This window comes from Bacillus sp. NMCC4 (assembly GCF_002998555.1).
In the GTDB taxonomy this organism is placed as follows: Bacteria; Bacillota; Bacilli; order Bacillales; family Bacillaceae; genus Bacillus.
In genome coordinates this window covers 149,417-166,099 of record NZ_PVRA01000003.1, presented here as the reverse complement: position 1 = coordinate 166,099, position 16,683 = coordinate 149,417, and the positions used below count along the sequence as shown (strand labels likewise).

At 40.1% G+C, this 16,683-nt stretch carries 21 protein-coding genes; 3 read left to right on the top strand and 18 right to left on the bottom strand.

The features are described from left to right. Positions 1–53 precede the first annotated feature (53 nt). The 11 genes from C6Y02_RS08165 to C6Y02_RS08115 form a co-directional block, all read right to left on the bottom strand. On the bottom strand, positions 54–866 hold the full coding sequence (locus tag C6Y02_RS08165; protein WP_034661149.1) for a purine-nucleoside phosphorylase: 813 nt from the start codon (positions 864–866) through the stop codon (positions 54–56). Between the two features lie 11 nt (positions 867–877). Continuing rightward, on the bottom strand, positions 878–2,062 hold the full coding sequence (deoB, locus tag C6Y02_RS08160; RefSeq protein WP_066030705.1) for a phosphopentomutase: 1,185 nt from the start codon (positions 2,060–2,062) through the stop codon (positions 878–880). A 151-nt stretch (positions 2,063–2,213) separates the two neighbouring features. Then, positions 2,214–3,104, bottom strand: a complete 891-nt coding sequence (xerD, locus tag C6Y02_RS08155) for a site-specific tyrosine recombinase XerD (protein WP_060596771.1) — start codon at positions 3,102–3,104, stop codon at positions 2,214–2,216. Positions 3,105–3,110: 6 nt separating this feature from the next. Then, entirely contained in the window at positions 3,111–3,338 is a 228-nt protein-coding gene (locus C6Y02_RS08150) for a YqzK family protein (RefSeq protein WP_003215798.1), read from the bottom strand. A gap of 118 nt (positions 3,339–3,456) precedes the next feature. Beyond that, positions 3,457–3,909: a ferric iron uptake transcriptional regulator gene (gene fur, locus C6Y02_RS08145; protein WP_003215577.1), complete on the bottom strand. Its 453-nt coding sequence runs from the start codon at positions 3,907–3,909 to the stop codon at positions 3,457–3,459. 118 nt (positions 3,910–4,027) lie between these two features. After that, positions 4,028–4,675 (bottom strand): stage II sporulation protein M, encoded by a 648-nt coding sequence (spoIIM, locus tag C6Y02_RS08140; protein ID WP_060596772.1) that lies wholly within the window; start codon positions 4,673–4,675, stop codon positions 4,028–4,030. A 116-nt stretch (positions 4,676–4,791) separates the two neighbouring features. Further along, positions 4,792–5,922 (bottom strand): S8 family peptidase, encoded by a 1,131-nt coding sequence (locus tag C6Y02_RS08135; RefSeq protein WP_106031041.1) that lies wholly within the window; start codon positions 5,920–5,922, stop codon positions 4,792–4,794. Between the two features lie 109 nt (positions 5,923–6,031). Then, the gene (locus tag C6Y02_RS08130; RefSeq protein WP_106031040.1) at positions 6,032–6,253 is read right to left on the bottom strand and encodes a hypothetical protein; all 222 of its coding nucleotides are present in this window, start codon (positions 6,251–6,253) and stop codon (positions 6,032–6,034) included. Between the two features lie 68 nt (positions 6,254–6,321). Beyond that, positions 6,322–6,774, bottom strand: a complete 453-nt coding sequence (locus tag C6Y02_RS08125) for a GNAT family N-acetyltransferase (protein WP_034661163.1) — start codon at positions 6,772–6,774, stop codon at positions 6,322–6,324. Continuing rightward, positions 6,761–7,942 (bottom strand): TIGR00375 family protein, encoded by a 1,182-nt coding sequence (locus tag C6Y02_RS08120; protein ID WP_106031039.1) that lies wholly within the window; start codon positions 7,940–7,942, stop codon positions 6,761–6,763. The genes C6Y02_RS08125 and C6Y02_RS08120 overlap by 14 nt, the downstream gene beginning before the upstream one ends. Then, a complete protein-coding gene (locus C6Y02_RS08115; protein WP_060596775.1) occupies positions 7,939–8,496 on the bottom strand; it encodes an NUDIX hydrolase in 558 nt (185 codons plus the stop codon). Before C6Y02_RS08115 ends, C6Y02_RS08120 begins: the two co-directional genes overlap by 4 nt. 167 nt (positions 8,497–8,663) lie before the next feature. Between C6Y02_RS08115 and C6Y02_RS08110 the strand changes: the two genes are divergently transcribed. Further along, the gene (locus tag C6Y02_RS08110; RefSeq protein ID WP_060596776.1) at positions 8,664–9,587 is read left to right on the top strand and encodes an aldo/keto reductase; all 924 of its coding nucleotides are present in this window, start codon (positions 8,664–8,666) and stop codon (positions 9,585–9,587) included. A 442-nt stretch (positions 9,588–10,029) separates the two neighbouring features. Here C6Y02_RS08110 and C6Y02_RS08100 read toward each other — a convergent pair whose 3' ends face one another. Together C6Y02_RS08100 and C6Y02_RS08095 are read right to left on the bottom strand one after the other, a co-directional pair. Beyond that, positions 10,030–10,311, bottom strand: a complete 282-nt coding sequence (locus C6Y02_RS08100) for an antimicrobial peptide LCI (protein ID WP_106031037.1) — start codon at positions 10,309–10,311, stop codon at positions 10,030–10,032. A gap of 322 nt (positions 10,312–10,633) precedes the next feature. Further along, positions 10,634–10,858, bottom strand: a complete 225-nt coding sequence (locus tag C6Y02_RS08095; RefSeq protein WP_106031036.1) for a YqkE family protein — start codon at positions 10,856–10,858, stop codon at positions 10,634–10,636. A 124-nt stretch (positions 10,859–10,982) separates the two neighbouring features. Between C6Y02_RS08095 and C6Y02_RS08090 the strand changes: the two genes are divergently transcribed. Continuing rightward, positions 10,983–11,909, top strand: coding sequence for an alpha/beta hydrolase (locus tag C6Y02_RS08090; RefSeq protein WP_106031035.1), 927 nt, complete (start codon positions 10,983–10,985; stop codon positions 11,907–11,909). 26 nt (positions 11,910–11,935) lie between these two features. On the opposite strand, the gene C6Y02_RS08085 is transcribed toward C6Y02_RS08090, so the two are convergent. The 3 genes from C6Y02_RS08085 to C6Y02_RS08075 all read right to left on the bottom strand — a co-directional run bounded on the left by C6Y02_RS08085 (position 11,936) and on the right by C6Y02_RS08075 (position 14,082). Further along, positions 11,936–13,198, bottom strand: a complete 1,263-nt coding sequence (locus tag C6Y02_RS08085) for a response regulator aspartate phosphatase (protein ID WP_034661176.1) — start codon at positions 13,196–13,198, stop codon at positions 11,936–11,938. Between the two features lie 305 nt (positions 13,199–13,503). After that, a complete protein-coding gene (locus tag C6Y02_RS08080) occupies positions 13,504–13,743 on the bottom strand; it encodes a YqkC family protein (protein WP_003215790.1) in 240 nt (79 codons plus the stop codon). Between the two features lie 12 nt (positions 13,744–13,755). Beyond that, complete coding sequence (locus C6Y02_RS08075; protein ID WP_106031034.1) at positions 13,756–14,082, bottom strand: iron-sulfur cluster biosynthesis family protein; 327 nt, start codon at positions 14,080–14,082, stop codon at positions 13,756–13,758. Positions 14,083–14,339: 257 nt separating this feature from the next. Between C6Y02_RS08075 and exlX the strand changes: the two genes are divergently transcribed. After that, positions 14,340–15,002: an expansin ExlX gene (gene exlX, locus C6Y02_RS08070; protein WP_223256530.1), complete on the top strand. Its 663-nt coding sequence runs from the start codon at positions 14,340–14,342 to the stop codon at positions 15,000–15,002. A 17-nt stretch (positions 15,003–15,019) separates the two neighbouring features. Here exlX and C6Y02_RS08065 read toward each other — a convergent pair whose 3' ends face one another. Both C6Y02_RS08065 and C6Y02_RS08060 read right to left on the bottom strand, forming a co-directional pair. Beyond that, complete coding sequence (locus tag C6Y02_RS08065; protein WP_106031032.1) at positions 15,020–15,994, bottom strand: GNAT family N-acetyltransferase; 975 nt, start codon at positions 15,992–15,994, stop codon at positions 15,020–15,022. Further along, complete coding sequence (locus C6Y02_RS08060) at positions 15,991–16,470, bottom strand: GNAT family N-acetyltransferase (RefSeq protein ID WP_034661184.1); 480 nt, start codon at positions 16,468–16,470, stop codon at positions 15,991–15,993. The genes C6Y02_RS08065 and C6Y02_RS08060 overlap by 4 nt, the downstream gene beginning before the upstream one ends. Positions 16,471–16,683 lie beyond the last annotated feature (213 nt).

Below are 16,683 nucleotides of genomic sequence, written 5' to 3'. Positions count from 1 at the left end.
GATTGCCATAAAAAAACCTTCTGTCGATAAAACAGAAGGCTTCTTGAAACATGCTATGAGAGTTGTTTGACTACATCTTTTACTAAATCAAGGAAACTCGCTTTCACTTTTTCCGTTACTTCAATGACTTCATCATGAGACAGCGGCTGATCTAAAATACCTGATGCCGCATTAGAAATGCATGAAATACCAAGCACTTTGATTCCTGCATGACGCGCAACAATCACCTCTGGAACAGTTGACATGCCTACAGCATCTGCTCCAAGTGTTCTGAGGAAACGAACTTCAGCCGGTGTTTCATATGAAGGACCTGTCATCCCTGCATAAACACCATGCTGTACAGATATACCTAAGCGCTGAGCTGTTTCTTCTGCAAGTGCCAGCAAATCTTTATCGTATGGGGCAGACATATCAGGGAAACGAACACCTTGACTGTCATTTGGTCCAATTAATGGATTGGTCCCCATCATATTGATATGATCTGTAATCAGCATGAGATCGCCTGGATGGAAGGATGTATTCACACCGCCGGCTGCATTTGTCACAATGCATGTCTCAATGCCAATTTCTTTCATCACACGGACTGGAAACGTCACTTGCTTCATATCATATCCTTCATAGAAGTGAAAACGTCCTTGCATAGCACATACGACAGTGCCTTTCAGCGTCCCGATGACGAGCTGTCCTGCATGACCCTCTACTGTTGAAACAGGGAATCCAGGAATATCTTCATATTTCAATTTGATTGGATTTTCAATCTCATCTGCTAAAATGCCAAGCCCTGAACCTAAGATCAATCCAACTGTTGGTACGTTTGTCGATGCTTGTTTAATGTATGCCGCCGCTTCTGAAAACTGTGCTCCCACGAGATTTCCCCCTATTTGAGTTTAGATAAAAAGCTTGTGCCGTATTTTGGCATGGCTGACTTGAAATTGTCTGCAACTGTTGCTCCAAGATCAGCAAAGGTTTTTGCTGTTGGCAGTTCATTTGCTCCCTGATGCTTTTTGCTGTAAGCAATGAGCGGAACGTATTCTCTTGTATGATCTGTTCCGTGATGAACAGGGTCATTTCCATGATCTGCTGTGATCACAAGGAGATCATCCTCTTTCAACAGGTCAAACACTTCAGGAAGTCGTGCGTCAAATTCCTCTAATGCTTTTCCGTAGCCCTCTGGATCTCTTCTATGTCCGTAAAGAGCGTCAAAATCAACAAGGTTTAAAAAGCTGAGTCCTGTAAAGTCTGTTTTAAGTGTATCGACCAGCTTGTCCATTCCATCCATGTTCGATTTTGTTCTAAGAGAAGATGTGATTCCTTCGCCATCATAAATATCAGAGATTTTGCCGATTGCAATCACATCGAGCCCATCATCTTTCAGCTCATTCATAACTGTACGGTCAAATGGTTTTAAAGCATAGTCATGGCGGTTTGGTGTTCTGACAAATGCGCCAGGCTCCCCGACAAACGGACGAGCGATAATACGTCCAACCATATACTTTTCATCTAATGTGAGTTCACGTGCAATTTCACAAATACGGTAAAGTTCATCTAAAGGCACCACTTCTTCGTGCGCAGCAATTTGCAGCACAGAATCCGCAGATGTATAGACGATTAGATCGCCTGTTTTCATGTGCTCTTCGCCAAGCTCGTCTAAAATTTCAGTACCAGACGCAGGTTTATTTCCAATAATGCCTCTGCCTGTTTTTTCTTTTAGTTCATTTAATAGTTCATCTGGGAATCCGTCTGGGAAGACTTTGAACGGTGTGTCTATGTAAAGACCCATGATTTCCCAGTGTCCTGTCATTGTGTCTTTACCATTTGATGCTTCTTGCATTTTCCCATAATACGCAAGCGGCTTTTCATCCGCTGGAATTCCTTTGATTTCTTTAATATGGCTCAGCCCAAGCTTCGCCATATTCGGCATATGAAGCCCGTTCATTTTTTCAGCAATATGTCCTAGTGTATCTGCACCTACATCATTAAATTCAGAAGCATCGGGTGCTTCCCCAATTCCTACTGAATCCATTACGACGAGGAAAATGCGTTTATACTGATAATCAGGCATTAAAAAGCGCCTCCTTCAATATTCTTGTCTTTTGACCTTTCAAAAAGAGAGGTCTGACATCTCAAGTATAAACCGTTTACAAGCCGGTTGACAACCATAAACGGTGCAAACATGAAAAAGCATGACACACGTTCACTGTGTCATGCTTTACTTATGCCCTTGGATGGAATTTGTGATACACATCTTTCAGTCTTGTTTTCGTCACATGTGTATAAATTTGTGTTGTTGAGATATCGGCATGTCCGAGCATCTCCTGCACGGCTCTTAGGTCTGCACCGTTTTCAAGCAGATGTGTTGCAAATGAATGCCTGAGTGTATGGGGTGTGAGTTCCTTTTGAATCCCTGCTTCGATGGTTCTTTTTTTCAAATTCTTCCAGAAACCTTGCCGCGACATTTTTTTTCCGTGATGATTGAGAAATAAGGCATCTGCCGGCTGTTTTTTTAACAGCTTGCTTCTTCCCTTTTCGATATATTCTTCAATCGCACTTGCAGCAGCTTCACCAATTGGCACAATCCGCTCTTTTCTTCCTTTTCCAAAACAACGGATAAAGCCCATTGTGAGGTGAACATCAGCAAGAGTCAGATCCAGCATTTCACTGACGCGAATGCCTGTTGCATATAAGAGCTCGAGCATCGCTTTGTCACGGTAGTCAAACGGAGTGTGCTGATTTGGTGTATCAAGCAGCTTTTCGACTTCCCCTAGTGATAGAACTTTCGGTAGTTTCCGCTCTGTTTTTTGCGTTTCAATGTTCCACGACGGATCATCTGTTGTCACTTTTTCCCGGAGCAGAAATTGATGGAAGGAACGGATCGAGGATAGATGCCGCACTGACGTTTTGCTCGATTTCCCTTCCTCCTTTAGCTGCTTTAAATAATGAATGATATGCAGGCGCGTGACATCTTTGATATCCGTCAGCTGCTCATGTGTCATTAAAAAAGACAAGTAGTTCTGTAAATCTCGTTTATAAGAAACAATGGTATTTTCAGAGAGTCCTCTCTCTACTGTCATAAAATGAATAAAGTCGGATAATTGATCGTTCAATGATTTCTACTCCCCGTTTTGATAAAAATAAATCAATCGGTCTTGCCAGTTGTCTTGATTCGGCTGATCCATTTCCATCACTTTAATTGCTGCACCCTCTGGTTTATCATAACGATGGTAGCTTTCATATTCTGAATTTATCCATATCATAGCATAATAGAACAAGACGGTAAAACCAGTGAACAAGATGAATACTTTCATCACTTCACCTGTTGTTTTGAGCCATTTTCGCATGATTTTCATGTCCTTTCTCAAGCTTCTCATTACTTCAGCATATGCCAGGTGGGACAAGGAATATACAGCGAAAATGCAAAAAACCTCTTCATCTTAAATGAAAAGGTTCCAATTCGGATTATTTGCCGGATTCATCATCATGACACCGGTGGCAAATACCATGGAATGTCAATCTATGATCCTTAATTTTAAATTTCCAGTCACGTTCAATAATCTCTTCAACGTCTTCTAATAAATCATCTTCTATCTCATCGACTGTCCCGCATTCCATGCAGACAAGATGATGATGGAAGTGAGCGGCTCCTTCTTTGCGAAGATCATATCGCGAAACGCCGTCTCCAAAGTTAATTTTATCAACAACTTTCAGTTCAGTTAGCAATTCTAACGTTCGATAAACAGTAGCAAGACCAATTTCAGGAGACTTCTCTTTTACGAGGAGGTATACATCTTCTGCACTTAAATGGTCTTCTTCATTCTCAAGCAGTACTCTTACTGTTGCTTCACGCTGTGGCGTGAGCTTATAGCTGGAAGAATGAAGCTGTTTCTTAATTCGATCAATCCGATTTTCCATTGACTTTCCCTCCTACGCCACATTACTTGATCATTATATCAAATGATGTGCTGAGAGCCAACTATAATCATTTTAAATTGATAAATAAATTGATTATTATTTAATAACGATTATAAAATTATGAAAAAAGAACACCTGCCAGCTTTTTCATGAGCATGAAAGATACGTAAGATTCAAAAAAGGACGAAAGTGCAGCAAGCGTTAAAATCATCAGCAAAACAGATGCATATCGGGCGAACCACTGAACAGGTGCTTGACTGATGGTTTTTTTCATGAACAGCTGCCCAATGAGACGGATGGAAAACGCAATCGCACATGTACCAATCACTAAATAGGCTGGAATAAGCAATATGTTTTGCGGAAGAACCGATACGAACGAAAGGAAAAAACCACTCAGCCCCATTTGATTTACTAGAAAACCAACTGTAAACCCAACGACAATTCCTTTTAAAAAGATCATGAGAAAGATGAGCGGCAGGCCAATGATAGATATTCCTAGTATCCACATAAGACCTAAATATTTCATATGATGCAAAAAGCTTTGCAAAAACATTTCTTTTGATTCTGCTGCTTTCTCATTCGTCAGCTGACCAAAAAATTGATTTAAATAATAGAATAAATCCTCTTTCTGACTAATTGTCATACTATTAACGATGATGGCCCCAAAGATCACGCCCATTAAAAAGAGTACAGAGACAAACAAATAAATCGATAGATGGTCTTTTACGTGCTGAAGAAGATGTTCCTTCCAAGACTTTTTCCGCATGCGTCTTCCTCCCAAATAGTAAAGGTTACTAGATTCTATGAGAGAGATTACGAAACATGACAGTTTTATTGAAAGAAAAAAGAGAAAGCAGCCTAAACACTGCTCTCTCTTATCATTTATCGGGCGGCTTTTTGTACGTTCACAAGCCCGGCACCATAATAAAAAGGATCTCCAAGCTTTGCAGCCGTTTTTGAAAGTCTCTCGCGCACTTCATCGTTTGTCAAATTCGGATGTTTTGATAGAATGACAGCCGCAGCGCCCGCTACATGCGGTGATGCCATGGATGTTCCACTCTTATAGCCATATTCATTATGAGGAATGGTGCTGAGCGTTGAAACGCCCGGTGCTGAGACTTCCACTTCTTCGCCGACAGATGAATCAAAGGCTCTTTGTTTTCTTTCGTCAACAGAGGCAACCGCCATCACTGAGGCGTACTTAGCTGGATAGTCAACCGTGTTGAGAGAGCCATAACTTCCTGCATTCCCAGCAGAAGCCACAATGAGAATCCCTTTGCCATATGCTCGATCTACCGCTTCTTTCAGCGCTTCAGATTCACTTGCTCCTCCCATACTAATATTGATGACATCCATGTCATTCTCAATGGCCCATTCAATTCCTTTAATGATCCAGCTATAGTAGCCGTCACCATTTTCATCTGCCACCTTGACCGCATAGATAGAAGCCTTTGGCGCAACACCAACGACACCTACCTTATTATCTAACGCTGCAATTGTGCCTGCCACATGCGTTCCGTGTTCATGCGGGTCAACAAGCGGATCTGACTTTGTTGGAACAAAGCTGACTCCGCCGGTGACATGTAAATCTTCATGTTTGCCATCGATGCCGCTGTCAAGAACGGCTACTTTGACATTCTGTCCGGCGTATCCCCGTTTATGTACCTTTTGTGCTTTGATGCTTTTGATGCCATATGGGATCGTTTGACCGCTTGTTTTTGCCTTTTGGTCTTCCTCAATGAAGGTCACTTCTTTTGCCTGATTCAGTTTCTCTTTCGATGCCTCATTCAAGGAAACTTTCATCATATCTATTTGCTCTATGGATTCTTTTACATGCCCACCAGCTTCTTCGACAAGCTGTTTTTGTGTATGATCTTGAACGGAAGAAGAAAAGCCGATCATGTACTCTTTTTTTGCTTGCTCCTTTGCAGAAATATGTGAGGCGCCGAACGTGACCGATGCCAGCATCATACTTGCCATACAAAGCCTTGCTCCAATTGACTTGACGTTCACAATACTCACTCTCCCTTTCATCTTTTTGTCATTTAACTACATTTTCAGACAAAAAGAAACGACCGTTTGTCCTATTTTTTAAAATTTTTCCATTTATTTGAACTAGTTGTCACAAAAAAGCAAAATAAAAATGCTTATGATCCTCTTGAAAGTGATCATAAGCATTCCTTCTTTTATGTTTTTTCATCATGTGCTGCAAGGCTTCTTGTTTTGTTTTTGTCTTTCTTTCATGTGTGCTAAAATGCGGCATGTTTCCTCTCGACAGTTCCGGGTTTCGGCTGTGCTGCCTTTCAATATGTTCTCGTTTTTTCTTTGCATTGCTTTTTCCCATTTGGCAAAACCCCTTTCGTTGACGTTATGATACACGATGTGACATAAAAAAGATAGACGTATACACGCCTATCTTTCTGTTTTCACCATATCAAGATGAGGAATCCCATCTTCATCATAACAATCTGAAACGGCCTTAAAACCAAATGATTCGTAAAACGACTTCAAGTAGGCCTGCGCCTGAATTTTGACACTTGTTTCACCTAATTCACTCAGCTTTTCCAAAGCCTTGCTGAGCAGCATTTTTCCATAGCCTTTTTTTCGGCCTGCCTGCGTCACAAGAACGCGGCCAATGGACGCCTCTTCGTACATGATTCCGCTTTGAAAAATTCGGCAATAAGCCACAATCGTGCCGTCCTCTTTTGCAGACAGATGAAGCGCTTCTTGGTCCCGGTGATCAATTTCAGGGTAAGGGCATGTTTGTTCAACAACAAACACATTGACTCTTTCCATTAAAATTAGGTAAAGATCCTCTTTTGTTAATTGGTCAAACGTTTGACATGTCCAGTTAACTTGATTCATGATTGATATCCACCTTACCGTACACTCCGCCCCCGCCAGCGATCAGTTCGACTTCACCTTTTCTTGCTTTGATGATGTAATTGGCTGTTTTTTCTGGCAGGATAGCTTTTAGTTCTTGTTCTGTTGCTTGATGAAGGATATTCATCTCTGTGTGAAACACGGCTTTTAGCTTCTCCAGCGTTTTGGCTCCGACACCCGGAATAAATTGAAGCGGGAGCTGATGAACATAAGGAGGTCTTGTTCCTTTGTCACTTTCTTGGTCAGCAAGCTCCTTTAAACGCTCACTCACCCCTTTTGTCATCCGGGTATGTCCGCATGCGTGGCACTTTTCTTGATCTAGCGCGCGAGGTCTTACTCCGCACTTCTCGCAGGTTGTATGATAGTACTTCCCAAGCCGCGGAGCGAGTCCATAATTTCCTGTAATGGCTCTGCCCTCTTTCCCTTCAAGGGCTAGTTTGAATTCGGCAAAAGAGGCATGATCCATTCGGATTTTTGTATATTCTCGCGCAATTTTCCCTAAAGAATGAGCGTCTGAATTCGTTAAAAAGGGATAACGGTTCAGCTCACTTATTTGGGACGCCATTGACGTATCGCAGCTAAGACCTAGTTCAACAGCATCAATGAGGTCTGGGTCGAATACTTCCGTTAAAGACGTGTTGACTCCTTTGCCAAATAAGCTTTTATGCGGCGTGAAAATATGAGCAGGAATAAACAAGCCTCCTAGCTCCTTGACCTTGCGCTGAAGTGTTTTCCCATCAACATAGAGGCGCTGTGAACTCAAATGCACATTTTTCATATGAAGCGCGAGCCATGCGGAGAACTCAGACATTTTGTGAAGTGTGGGCATAAATGCAAGCACGTGAATTGGACCTTTTGAATGGTTATCGTTAATTTCTAATTCACTGCCTAAAAGCAGCACGGTCTGTCCAAATGATAGACCGCCATCATTTAGTTCAGTGTACTTGCCTTCCTCTACACCCTCTATTAATTCTTCTAGGACTTCTGGAGATTGTGCATCAATCACACCAATCATCCCCATCCCTTTACTTTGCGTTGCTTCAATGAGAATTTGGTCAATTGTCAGTGACCTTGCACCTGTAATTTTAACAGCTCTGCCTGTTCTGGTTCTGCCAATATGAATATGGATGTCTGCAAAAAACTCCCTCATTTTGTTGACTTAAGTACCTCTTGCAATTGTAAGTACTGAATGGCATAGGCTGTTTTTGCATCATAAATGTGCTGCTTTTCAATGAGGTGCAAGGCTTCTTCTAATGAAACTTCCATCACTTCAACAAATTCATCTTCATCCAGCTCTCTTTTTTCTTCAAGCGGAACCAGCTGATCTGCAAGATAAATGTGGACGATTTCATCTGCGAAACCAGGTGATGTATAAAAGGCCGTCAGCTTTTGGAGCTGCTGAGTGGTGTACCCTGTTTCTTCTTCTAATTCTCGCAGTGCTGTATGTGCCGGCTCTTCTCCTGGCTCTAATTTTCCAGCCGGAATTTCAACGATGGCTCTCTCTAGTGCTTTACGGTATTGCTTGACCAAGATGATTTTATTTTCGTCTGTACGAGCAATGACGGCTACTGCACCAGGATGTTTGATGATTTCGCGTTTGCCTTGTTTTCCGTTTGGCAATTCTACATCTTCAAGAACCAAATCAATGATTTTTCCATTATATAATTCTTTAGTCGATAATGTTTTTTCTTCAAAGTCCTTCAATTTTGTCAGCTCCTCGTTCTACTTTCACTTTTTACTTCATTCATTTTAACATAGATGATTTAGGAGAAGCGAAATGCGAACGCTTGCTTCAATGCGCCACTTGAAATCACCTAGCTTGAATTCCAGATTTTTTTCACTTAATGTGAAGGGATAGGAGTGTGATGGAATTGAAAAAAAGACGAATTGGTACCTCGGATCTTTTGGTGAGTGAGGCAGCACTAGGATGTATGTCCCTTGGAACGGAAAAAGGAAAAGCGCTCTCTTTATTAGATGAGGCTATAGACCTTGGAATTAATTATTTGGATACAGCCGATTTATATGATTTTGGGACAAATGAAGAAATTGTCGGGGAGGCTATTAAAAACAGGCGGCAAGATTTGATTTTGGCCACAAAAGGCGGCAACCGCTTTGAAAAAGGCAAATCTGGCTGGGACTGGGACCCTTCAAAGGCGTACATAAAAAAGGCCGTGAAACAAAGCCTCAAGCGGCTGCAAACAGATTATATTGATTTATACCAACTGCACGGAGGCACGATAGATGATCCTATCGATGAAACGATTGAGGCTTTTGAAGAATTAGTGGAAGAAGGCGTTATTCGCTATTATGGCATCTCTTCTATCCGTCCAAACGTCATTAAAGAATACGCCAAAAAATCGAACATCGTCAGTGTGATGATGCAATATAGTTTACTCGACCGCCGTCCAGAGGAATGGTTCTCTCTTCTTGAAGAACAAGGCATTAGTGTCGTCGCAAGAGGACCTTTAGCAAAAGGGCTTTTAACTGAAAAACCACTTTCGCAAGCAAGTGCAGCGATTCAAAAAAACGGCTATCTTCAATATTCATTTGACGATCTCCAGCAGGTCATTCCTTCTTTAAAGAAAGTCGCTTATGACCTATCACTCACAGAGCTGTCCATTCAATATTTGCTTAAGCATTCTGCGGTCAGTTCCGTTGTATTTGGCGCAAGCTCGGTGGAACAGTTAAAAGAAAATGTTGCAGCGGCAAATGCACGTTCTTTAAGTGACCAAGAAGTAAAAGCATTGACTTACTATACAAAACCATCTGTGTATGAGGCGCACCGGTTTAAATAAGATAAAAAGAGATCACATCATGTGATCTCTTGGATTGTAGAGAAACTTATGTTTTTCTACAATTTTTTATTTTATCGTATGTATGAACTCTTTTTCATGTTCAACAGGCAGTGGAGAAGCCTTGCTGCACAGCTTCGTTTATGCACATTTTTTCTGGAACTGATTGTAGTATCTATCATTTCTTCGATCAGTTCACCGAAAAAGTGGATTTTTTCTCTCTTAAAAAGAGAGAAGGGGCTAAAAGCCCCGTCAGCTTGAAGAGAAAGTGAGGGTTTTTAAGACAAGATGTCCACAAAACCCTCATTTTTGTCTTTTGAACTGTTCGATAAACGATATATGGTGTTTTTCACTTGGAGTTCATTCAATATACGGTGTGTTTAAACCTTCAAAAAAACTGTCGAGATTTTCTCGACAGCCTGAAGGGACTAAAAGCTCCGTTGTCTTATCTTGCACTTTCATAATATGCATAATTTCCAGATTTGCCTTTAAGATAAAATGTCGTACCAAAACGACTGAAACTATTTGCAAAAGAACCATTATCCGAATACATACATAATCGATTACTTGCGCCTTTAAAAGGAGTTACAGAACAATCTACAATTGAAGTAGCCTTTGTACGCAAATCCGCTTCCGTTGAATCATTTGTAGCAAGAGCTTGTCCAGAAACAGGTAAAAGCAATCCTAAAGATAAAGCAACTCCAGTCATTGTTCTTCTCAATTTCATGTGAATCATCTCCATTTCCAAATTTTTCAATGCATCTTCATTATAAGAAGAATGCTCCTCTATTTAAAGGGTCTTAATTACTATATTTGTAATAAAAAGGAATTTTAATAAATCAATACTCCCGTTTCTTCTATTTTGATCACGTATAAAATAGGTGATGGGATTTAGTTTTAAATCATATTGTCACGAAGCTGAAATGAAGTGAAATTCGAAGGAGTCAGAAGAGTCTGCTCTCAAAGCACCTATGTTTTGAACAAGTTCATTTCTGTTGCTCAATCTCAATGATGACATGAAAAAAAGGAAGCATCAGAGCTCCCTTTTTTTAGCTTTTATATTTTCTCCAGTCCAAATGACTTTCATCTAGCAGCTCGGAGAAGCTTTTATTTTTTTCTTTTTCTTTCTGCTGCCGAAGGAGGTCTTGTCGTTTTTGTTCTTCTCTTTTTTCTGTCTCGGCGGCAAGGTTCTGCTTCATTTGAAGGAGCTGCTGTTTGAGATCCTCGTTTATGCCGTCCTTTAATTTCGCTTGATCTTGATTGGTCTTTTTCATTGTGCCTCTCTCCTTTTGCCCTAAGTGTATCATCCGTTTTATTTGCTGAGCAAGAGTCACGCCAATCTCCCAACATGTGGTATGATCGTCATAGGAAAAACTTCGGAAAGGAAGAATCAGCTGGATGAAGAAATGGATCGCTATACTTGCCTTGATATTATGTCCGCTCGCTGCAATCGGCATTTTTTTCACCAATAAAATGATGTATATTCGAAAATTAACAGATGAAGAGCTCATCAAAAGAGAATCAGATGAAGGACACTATCATCACGAAGAGTTTCAACAGCTTAAAAAAGAGAAAGTGTGTATTCCTTCAGCATTTGGTTATGATCTTCATGGCTATTTTGTGCCGCATCCACATACAACACGCACCATTGTACTTTGTCATGGCGTCACAGTCAGTTTGATTAATTCCGTTAAGTATATGAAATTATTCCAAAAGCTCGGATGGAATGTGATGCTTTATGATCATAGAAGACATGGAATGAGCGGCGGGAAAACCACGAGTTATGGATACTACGAAAAAGAAGATTTAGCGCAGGTCGCGAAGTGGCTCAGACAAAGACTCGGGGAAAATGCCATTATCGGCATACATGGAGAATCAATGGGTGCAGTCACGACTTTGTTATATGCTGCAAATCCGGAAGCAAGCGCCAATTTTTACATAGCTGACTGTCCTTTTGCTTCTTTTGAGGATCAGCTTCTCTATCGATTAAAAACAGATTTTCGTCTTTCAGGGCAATGGATTCTTCCACTAAGTGATCGAGTGTTAAAATGGCGGGATGGATACAGCATTCGGCAAGTTTCACCGCTGGATGTGATCGATCAGGTGAAAGAACCTGTGCTTTTTATCCATAGTCTTCATGATGACTATATTCCATGCGAGCAGAGTCAGCAGCTATATGCTCGAAAAAAAGGTGATAAACAGCTATTTATAGCGCCGCACGGGGCACATGCGATGTCTTTTAGCGAAAATAAGGCAGCTTATGAACAAGAAGTTCAAGGATTTCTTCAACAATTTGAATCGAATGAAGATAAAAGAGGAGAATGAACAGCGGTTCGTCTCCTCTTTTTGAGCTAACTTATGCGATAGTCACCACTGTTGTATGATGTCTGCCCGCCAGCTCCATATGACTCTCTTCCGATTGCTGCTGACTCATGACCGATAATCCTGCAGTTGCTGCCAATAAAAGAACTATCAAACTCGTTTTCATATAAATGACCCCCATTTTGAATTTTTGATATGGCTTGAATCTTCCTTTCGTAAAACCGTGTAGATGCTTCATACAGTCCAAGCTCATTGTAATAATGAGCCGCATCAAGTGCCAATTCCTCAATATCTGGGTATAAGCGCTTGTCCTCGAGCAGGTCTAATGTATCGTCTATGATCGTTATTTCTGCATCAACGTATAATGCTTTTAAGAACTGAAATTTGCAGATGTAAATTTCATCTTCTAATTCACAGGCTTTCATAATACCTTGTTGATAGAGGGTTAACGACTCTTCTATTTGTTTTTGTTTAAACAGGATTTGGGTCAGCATAAATAGTGGGTCTAGAGAGCGATTAAGATGGGTTAAATTCTCCTTTTCAAACACTTCAAGAGAGTCTTTCAGATAACGGCTTGCTTCCGCAAGATCGTTCATTTGGTAATAACAGTTACCTAAGTTGAAAAGGGCCGAACCTATGACTCGAGGGTTTCCAATTGAGCGTGCTCGATTTAGAGCATTTTTAAAGTAGGGCAATGCATGTTCATAGCATTTCAAATCATCATAGTTTGCACCGATGACAAATTCACAGTGGATGATTCTCAGCGTGTACGTTCTGTAGGCAGAGTACGTATCTAACGCTTGCAAGGCATAGTGCATCGAAAAGTGGGTTTGTTTCATGTGGTAGTATATTTCAGCTAATTTAAAGTAAAATTCTGCTCTTTCTATATCATCTGATATGAGATTGAGCTTTTTTTCTGCTGAACGGTAATAAGCAATGGCACTTAAATAGTTTTGCTGTTCAAACTCAAACATTCCTGTGAAAAAATGAACATAGTATTCAAGCATGTCCGTTAATTTCGTTTGCGAATGTTCGATCGTTTCTAGCAGGTTCTTAATTTCTTCATCATTTGAGGCTTTCTTTGCCGGTTCAAAATATTCAAGCATCACCTTATGGCGAAAATCCATCAGCTGGTAAAACAGCAACAAGTTTTGATCCTGTTCCATCTCCAGAATTTCCTGCTCGATCTCGGCCTTCAGCTTCTCTGCTTTCATGACATGAAATCCGCAAATCTGCCTATACCATTCGTTTATTTTGATTCCAACCTGAGGCGATGACAGCTTGAGCTTCAATTCACTTTAGCACCTCCCTTCTCATATACGATACATGTTGTATTCTATCACATTCCCTCGAATGGAAGAAATATGAAATGTCATTTTTCGCAAAGTTTTCGGTATCCCGCAATAAACGCTTTCATTGCCTATTTTTCGGCATTTATAACCACGATTTTTTCATTTCTGTTTTTCTCATTTTGTCGAATTGGTTGTTATAAAACGGTTTTTTTGCGTTTTAAAAGATCATTTTTCAGATTAGACATCCCTGCTGTTTGATGAGATGATGAAGGCACGAAAAAAACCCTTTTGTCAAAAAAGGGCTTTTATAATACATCTGTTACCTGTTCCATATTCTCTTTGATCCAATTGACAGCTAATTCGAGCGTTGGAAATTCTTCCGTTTCAAATGTGACTTCATCTTGAAGAAGCCAAACGTCCTTTTTCACCGAATCCATTCCACCTATTGACCAGTGCAAAAGGGTATAGGGATGATTGTTATTTAAAAACGACACCCATGTTTTATTTTGTGCCGTGTTTTGTATCACTCTAAGCTTCTGATCCACTACGTTTCCACCTTACTTTACAAGTATGCCCATTCTTGGACTGAGTATTTGCTGAGGACTTTTCAGCATCAATGTATTGGCTTTTTCATTAAAATCGATGGTCATTTCCTCATCAAAAAATACCTTCTGTGCAATGTGTATATATAGTTTTAAATGTTGGCTATTATTCAGTTGTTCCGATTCACCTGTTCTTTCACTTGTTAACCAAAGCATTGGTACGCCACTCACTGCACAGCCACAACCTTCTGAATCGTAGCGAAGCAGTAATTCCTTAGTTTCGTTTCCTATTTGCTGTTTTTCTATATATGTTTTAGCCAGTTCTGTGATGTGAATATACATGGCGAACATCCTTTTTAAATTGATGCTTACATTGTAACACATAAAACACCATAAAACATGACACACGACTAAATCCGAAAGTCATATTCTTTGAAATACACGCTCTTCTCACTAGGATTATATCTATCTATTGGCTCTTTTCGCTTCTTGTTTTTTAGAATTATACTTATGACGCTACCAATTTTAAAAGAATAAACAGGAGGTTTTAGATCGTGAAAAAAAGATTATCTCTCTGCTTCATCGGGGCACTGATATTTATGTTGAGTTTCGCTGTGCCAAACATGAAAGCGGCATCTGTCCTTGATGAAGTACGAGAAAGCTATGCGACTTATACGGGATCTGGTTACTCAGGGGGCGCCGCATTATTAGATCCTATTCCATCTGACATGAAAATTACGGCTTTAAATCCTCATGACTATAACTATAAAGGGATAAATGCGGCACTTGCAGGTGCTTACCTTGAAGTAAAGGGTCCAAAAGGAAAAACCGTTGTGTATGTAACCGATAAATATCCAGAAGGAGCAAAAGGAGCTCTTGATCTTTCTCCTAATGCCTTTGCCAAAATCGGTAATATGGCAGATGGAAAAATCCCAATTAGTTGGAAAATTGTAAAAGCACCGATTAGCGGAAATGTAGCTTACAGAATAAAAGAAGGCAGCAGTGAGTGGTGGGCTGCGATTCAAGTGCGCAATCATAAATATCCGATTATGAAAATGGAATATTACAAAGATGGACAATGGGTGAACATGGAAAAAACAGACTACAACCATTTCCTTGGATTTAATATGGGGTCTAAATCTCTTCCTGTTCGAATCACAGATATCCGCGGGGTCATAGTAAAGGATAAATTACCCGCTCTTCCATCTACTGCTGCTTCACAGGCCTATATTGTAAAAGGCAATGTTCAGCTTCCTAATTAACGAGGAAAAGAGGTAGCTTATTTAAGAGCTTCCTCTCTTCCTTCTCTATCCCAGTGATATGCCTCATTTTCTATTTCTTTTATGATTTCATTCTTTCCTGCCATATAGCTTTGTATATCTTCCGGATACTGATTTGCTAATTGTTCCTTGACAGACGCATACGCTACAGCTCGTTCTGAATGGGCCCTTAAGTAATCTCGAAACAATAAATGCCTTTTCACATCAGGGTGATTTCTCTCATAAACATGGACATGATGCGTACGATTCAAGCCACCCTTTTGAAAAAAACGTCTCCCTTTTATGCCATTTTCACCTAGCGCTTGATATCCAAGATGTTCAAAGCTCTCTCTTTTTTTATCGATCTCTTTTATATGACTTACTTCTATTAAGATATCAATAATTGGTTTGGCAACAAGCCCTTCAACTGACGTACTACCAATATGATGTCCTTCTATCCAGTTCTTTTGAATGATTTGCTTGAGTTGCTGCTTTTCTTGATGGAATTCTTCATGCCACTCTTTTTTGAATTCGACAACCTCAACCTTTCGCCTTGGTCTCCATTTCATTTTTGATAAGGTGAGCTCTTTTGCAACATGAATCACATCTGTTTCAAGAAATCCTAACTTTTCGTATAGCCTTTTTGCAGGGGTGTTTTTTTGCCCTGTGGTCAGTTCTATAGGGACATTTTTCTCCATAATTGTGGACATAAGTCTTGTTCCAATACCCTGCTTTAGCGCTTTTGGATGTACAGCCAATCGACTAATGATCAAATAATCTTTCTGCTCTTCATAAGAGGCAACGCCTAGTAAGATTCCCTTTTGCTCAAAACCAATAAATTGCTCTTTTGCTTTCATTACATCTTGAATGGTCTCTTTTAATGGTGGGAGATCGGCATAGCCAATTTGTTCAGCTTCTTGTTGGTATGCAGCTAGTTGAATATGTAAGATCTGCTTTGCTACATCACTTATTGTTTGATCTAAATTGACAATCATTGCATTGCCTCTAATTTTTTCACAAATAAAACACGATCTTCATTTATTCCATCATAGTCTGAAAACACGGAGATTCCTTCTACAGTTTTGTCCCCTTTTTCAATTTGAAAGCCCAATTTTGCATGATAGGCAATCGATACTTTATTTACAGGTGCTGTTACCGCTTTAATGGTTGTTCTTCCTTCCTGTTTTGCCACATCATAAAAGGCTTGATATAGGATTTTTCCTATCTTTAATTTCCGATGGTCTGGATGTACACCTACAAAATGAATATACGCTTCATCTGAATGAGATTGCGATAAAAAACCGACTAAAAAGCCAATCAGTTCACCTTTTTCAACGACGACAAAACTTGTTTGCTGAAAATGTTCAAAAAATAGCTTCGGCAATTTTGCGCGCAAATCTCTGCCTCCCCACCAGCTTTGGATGACGGATGTGACGGCGTAAAAATCTGACGGCTTCACTTGACGTATCATGATGACCTCGCCCCTTTTCATTTTTGGCTTACCGCTCTCTTTTTTTTAAAAAACTGTTGTTTCAATAGTCTACCTGTTCGATTAATTGTTTGTAAAGATCACGTGTCGGCCTTTTTTCCTTTCAGCTTTGTTGATTCTTCGTTCTTTCGCCGTCATCTCCTTTTAAATCTTCACACTTATTTCAAAAAGTTCACTTTTTGTGCGAAAGTTTCA

What these genes read in the sequence shown, in the direction of transcription:
- deoB (WP_066030705.1), bottom strand. Translation starts at nt 2,062, where the DNA reads ATGCCTGATTATCAGTATAAACGCATTTTCCTCGTCGTAATGGATTCA.
- C6Y02_RS08150 (WP_003215798.1), bottom strand. Translation starts at nt 3,338, where the DNA reads ATGCGAAAATGGCTCAAAACAACAGGTGAAGTGATGAAAGTATTCATC.
- fur (WP_003215577.1), bottom strand. Translation starts at nt 3,909, where the DNA reads ATGGAAAATCGGATTGATCGAATTAAGAAACAGCTTCATTCTTCCAGC.
- spoIIM (WP_060596772.1), bottom strand. Translation starts at nt 4,675, where the DNA reads ATGCGGAAAAAGTCTTGGAAGGAACATCTTCTTCAGCACGTAAAAGAC.
- C6Y02_RS08130 (WP_106031040.1), bottom strand. Translation starts at nt 6,253, where the DNA reads ATGGGAAAAAGCAATGCAAAGAAAAAACGAGAACATATTGAAAGGCAG.
- C6Y02_RS08125 (WP_034661163.1), bottom strand. Translation starts at nt 6,774, where the DNA reads ATGAATCAAGTTAACTGGACATGTCAAACGTTTGACCAATTAACAAAA.
- C6Y02_RS08120 (WP_106031039.1), bottom strand. Translation starts at nt 7,942, where the DNA reads ATGAGGGAGTTTTTTGCAGACATCCATATTCATATTGGCAGAACCAGA.
- C6Y02_RS08100 (WP_106031037.1), bottom strand. Translation starts at nt 10,311, where the DNA reads ATGAAATTGAGAAGAACAATGACTGGAGTTGCTTTATCTTTAGGATTG.
- C6Y02_RS08095 (WP_106031036.1), bottom strand. Translation starts at nt 10,858, where the DNA reads ATGAAAAAGACCAATCAAGATCAAGCGAAATTAAAGGACGGCATAAAC.
- C6Y02_RS08090 (WP_106031035.1), top strand. Translation starts at nt 10,983, where the DNA reads ATGAAGAAATGGATCGCTATACTTGCCTTGATATTATGTCCGCTCGCT.
- C6Y02_RS08075 (WP_106031034.1), bottom strand. Translation starts at nt 14,082, where the DNA reads ATGTATATTCACATCACAGAACTGGCTAAAACATATATAGAAAAACAG.
- exlX (WP_223256530.1), top strand. Translation starts at nt 14,340, where the DNA reads ATGTTGAGTTTCGCTGTGCCAAACATGAAAGCGGCATCTGTCCTTGAT.
- C6Y02_RS08065 (WP_106031032.1), bottom strand. Translation starts at nt 15,994, where the DNA reads ATGATTGTCAATTTAGATCAAACAATAAGTGATGTAGCAAAGCAGATC.
- C6Y02_RS08060 (WP_034661184.1), bottom strand. Translation starts at nt 16,470, where the DNA reads ATGATACGTCAAGTGAAGCCGTCAGATTTTTACGCCGTCACATCCGTC.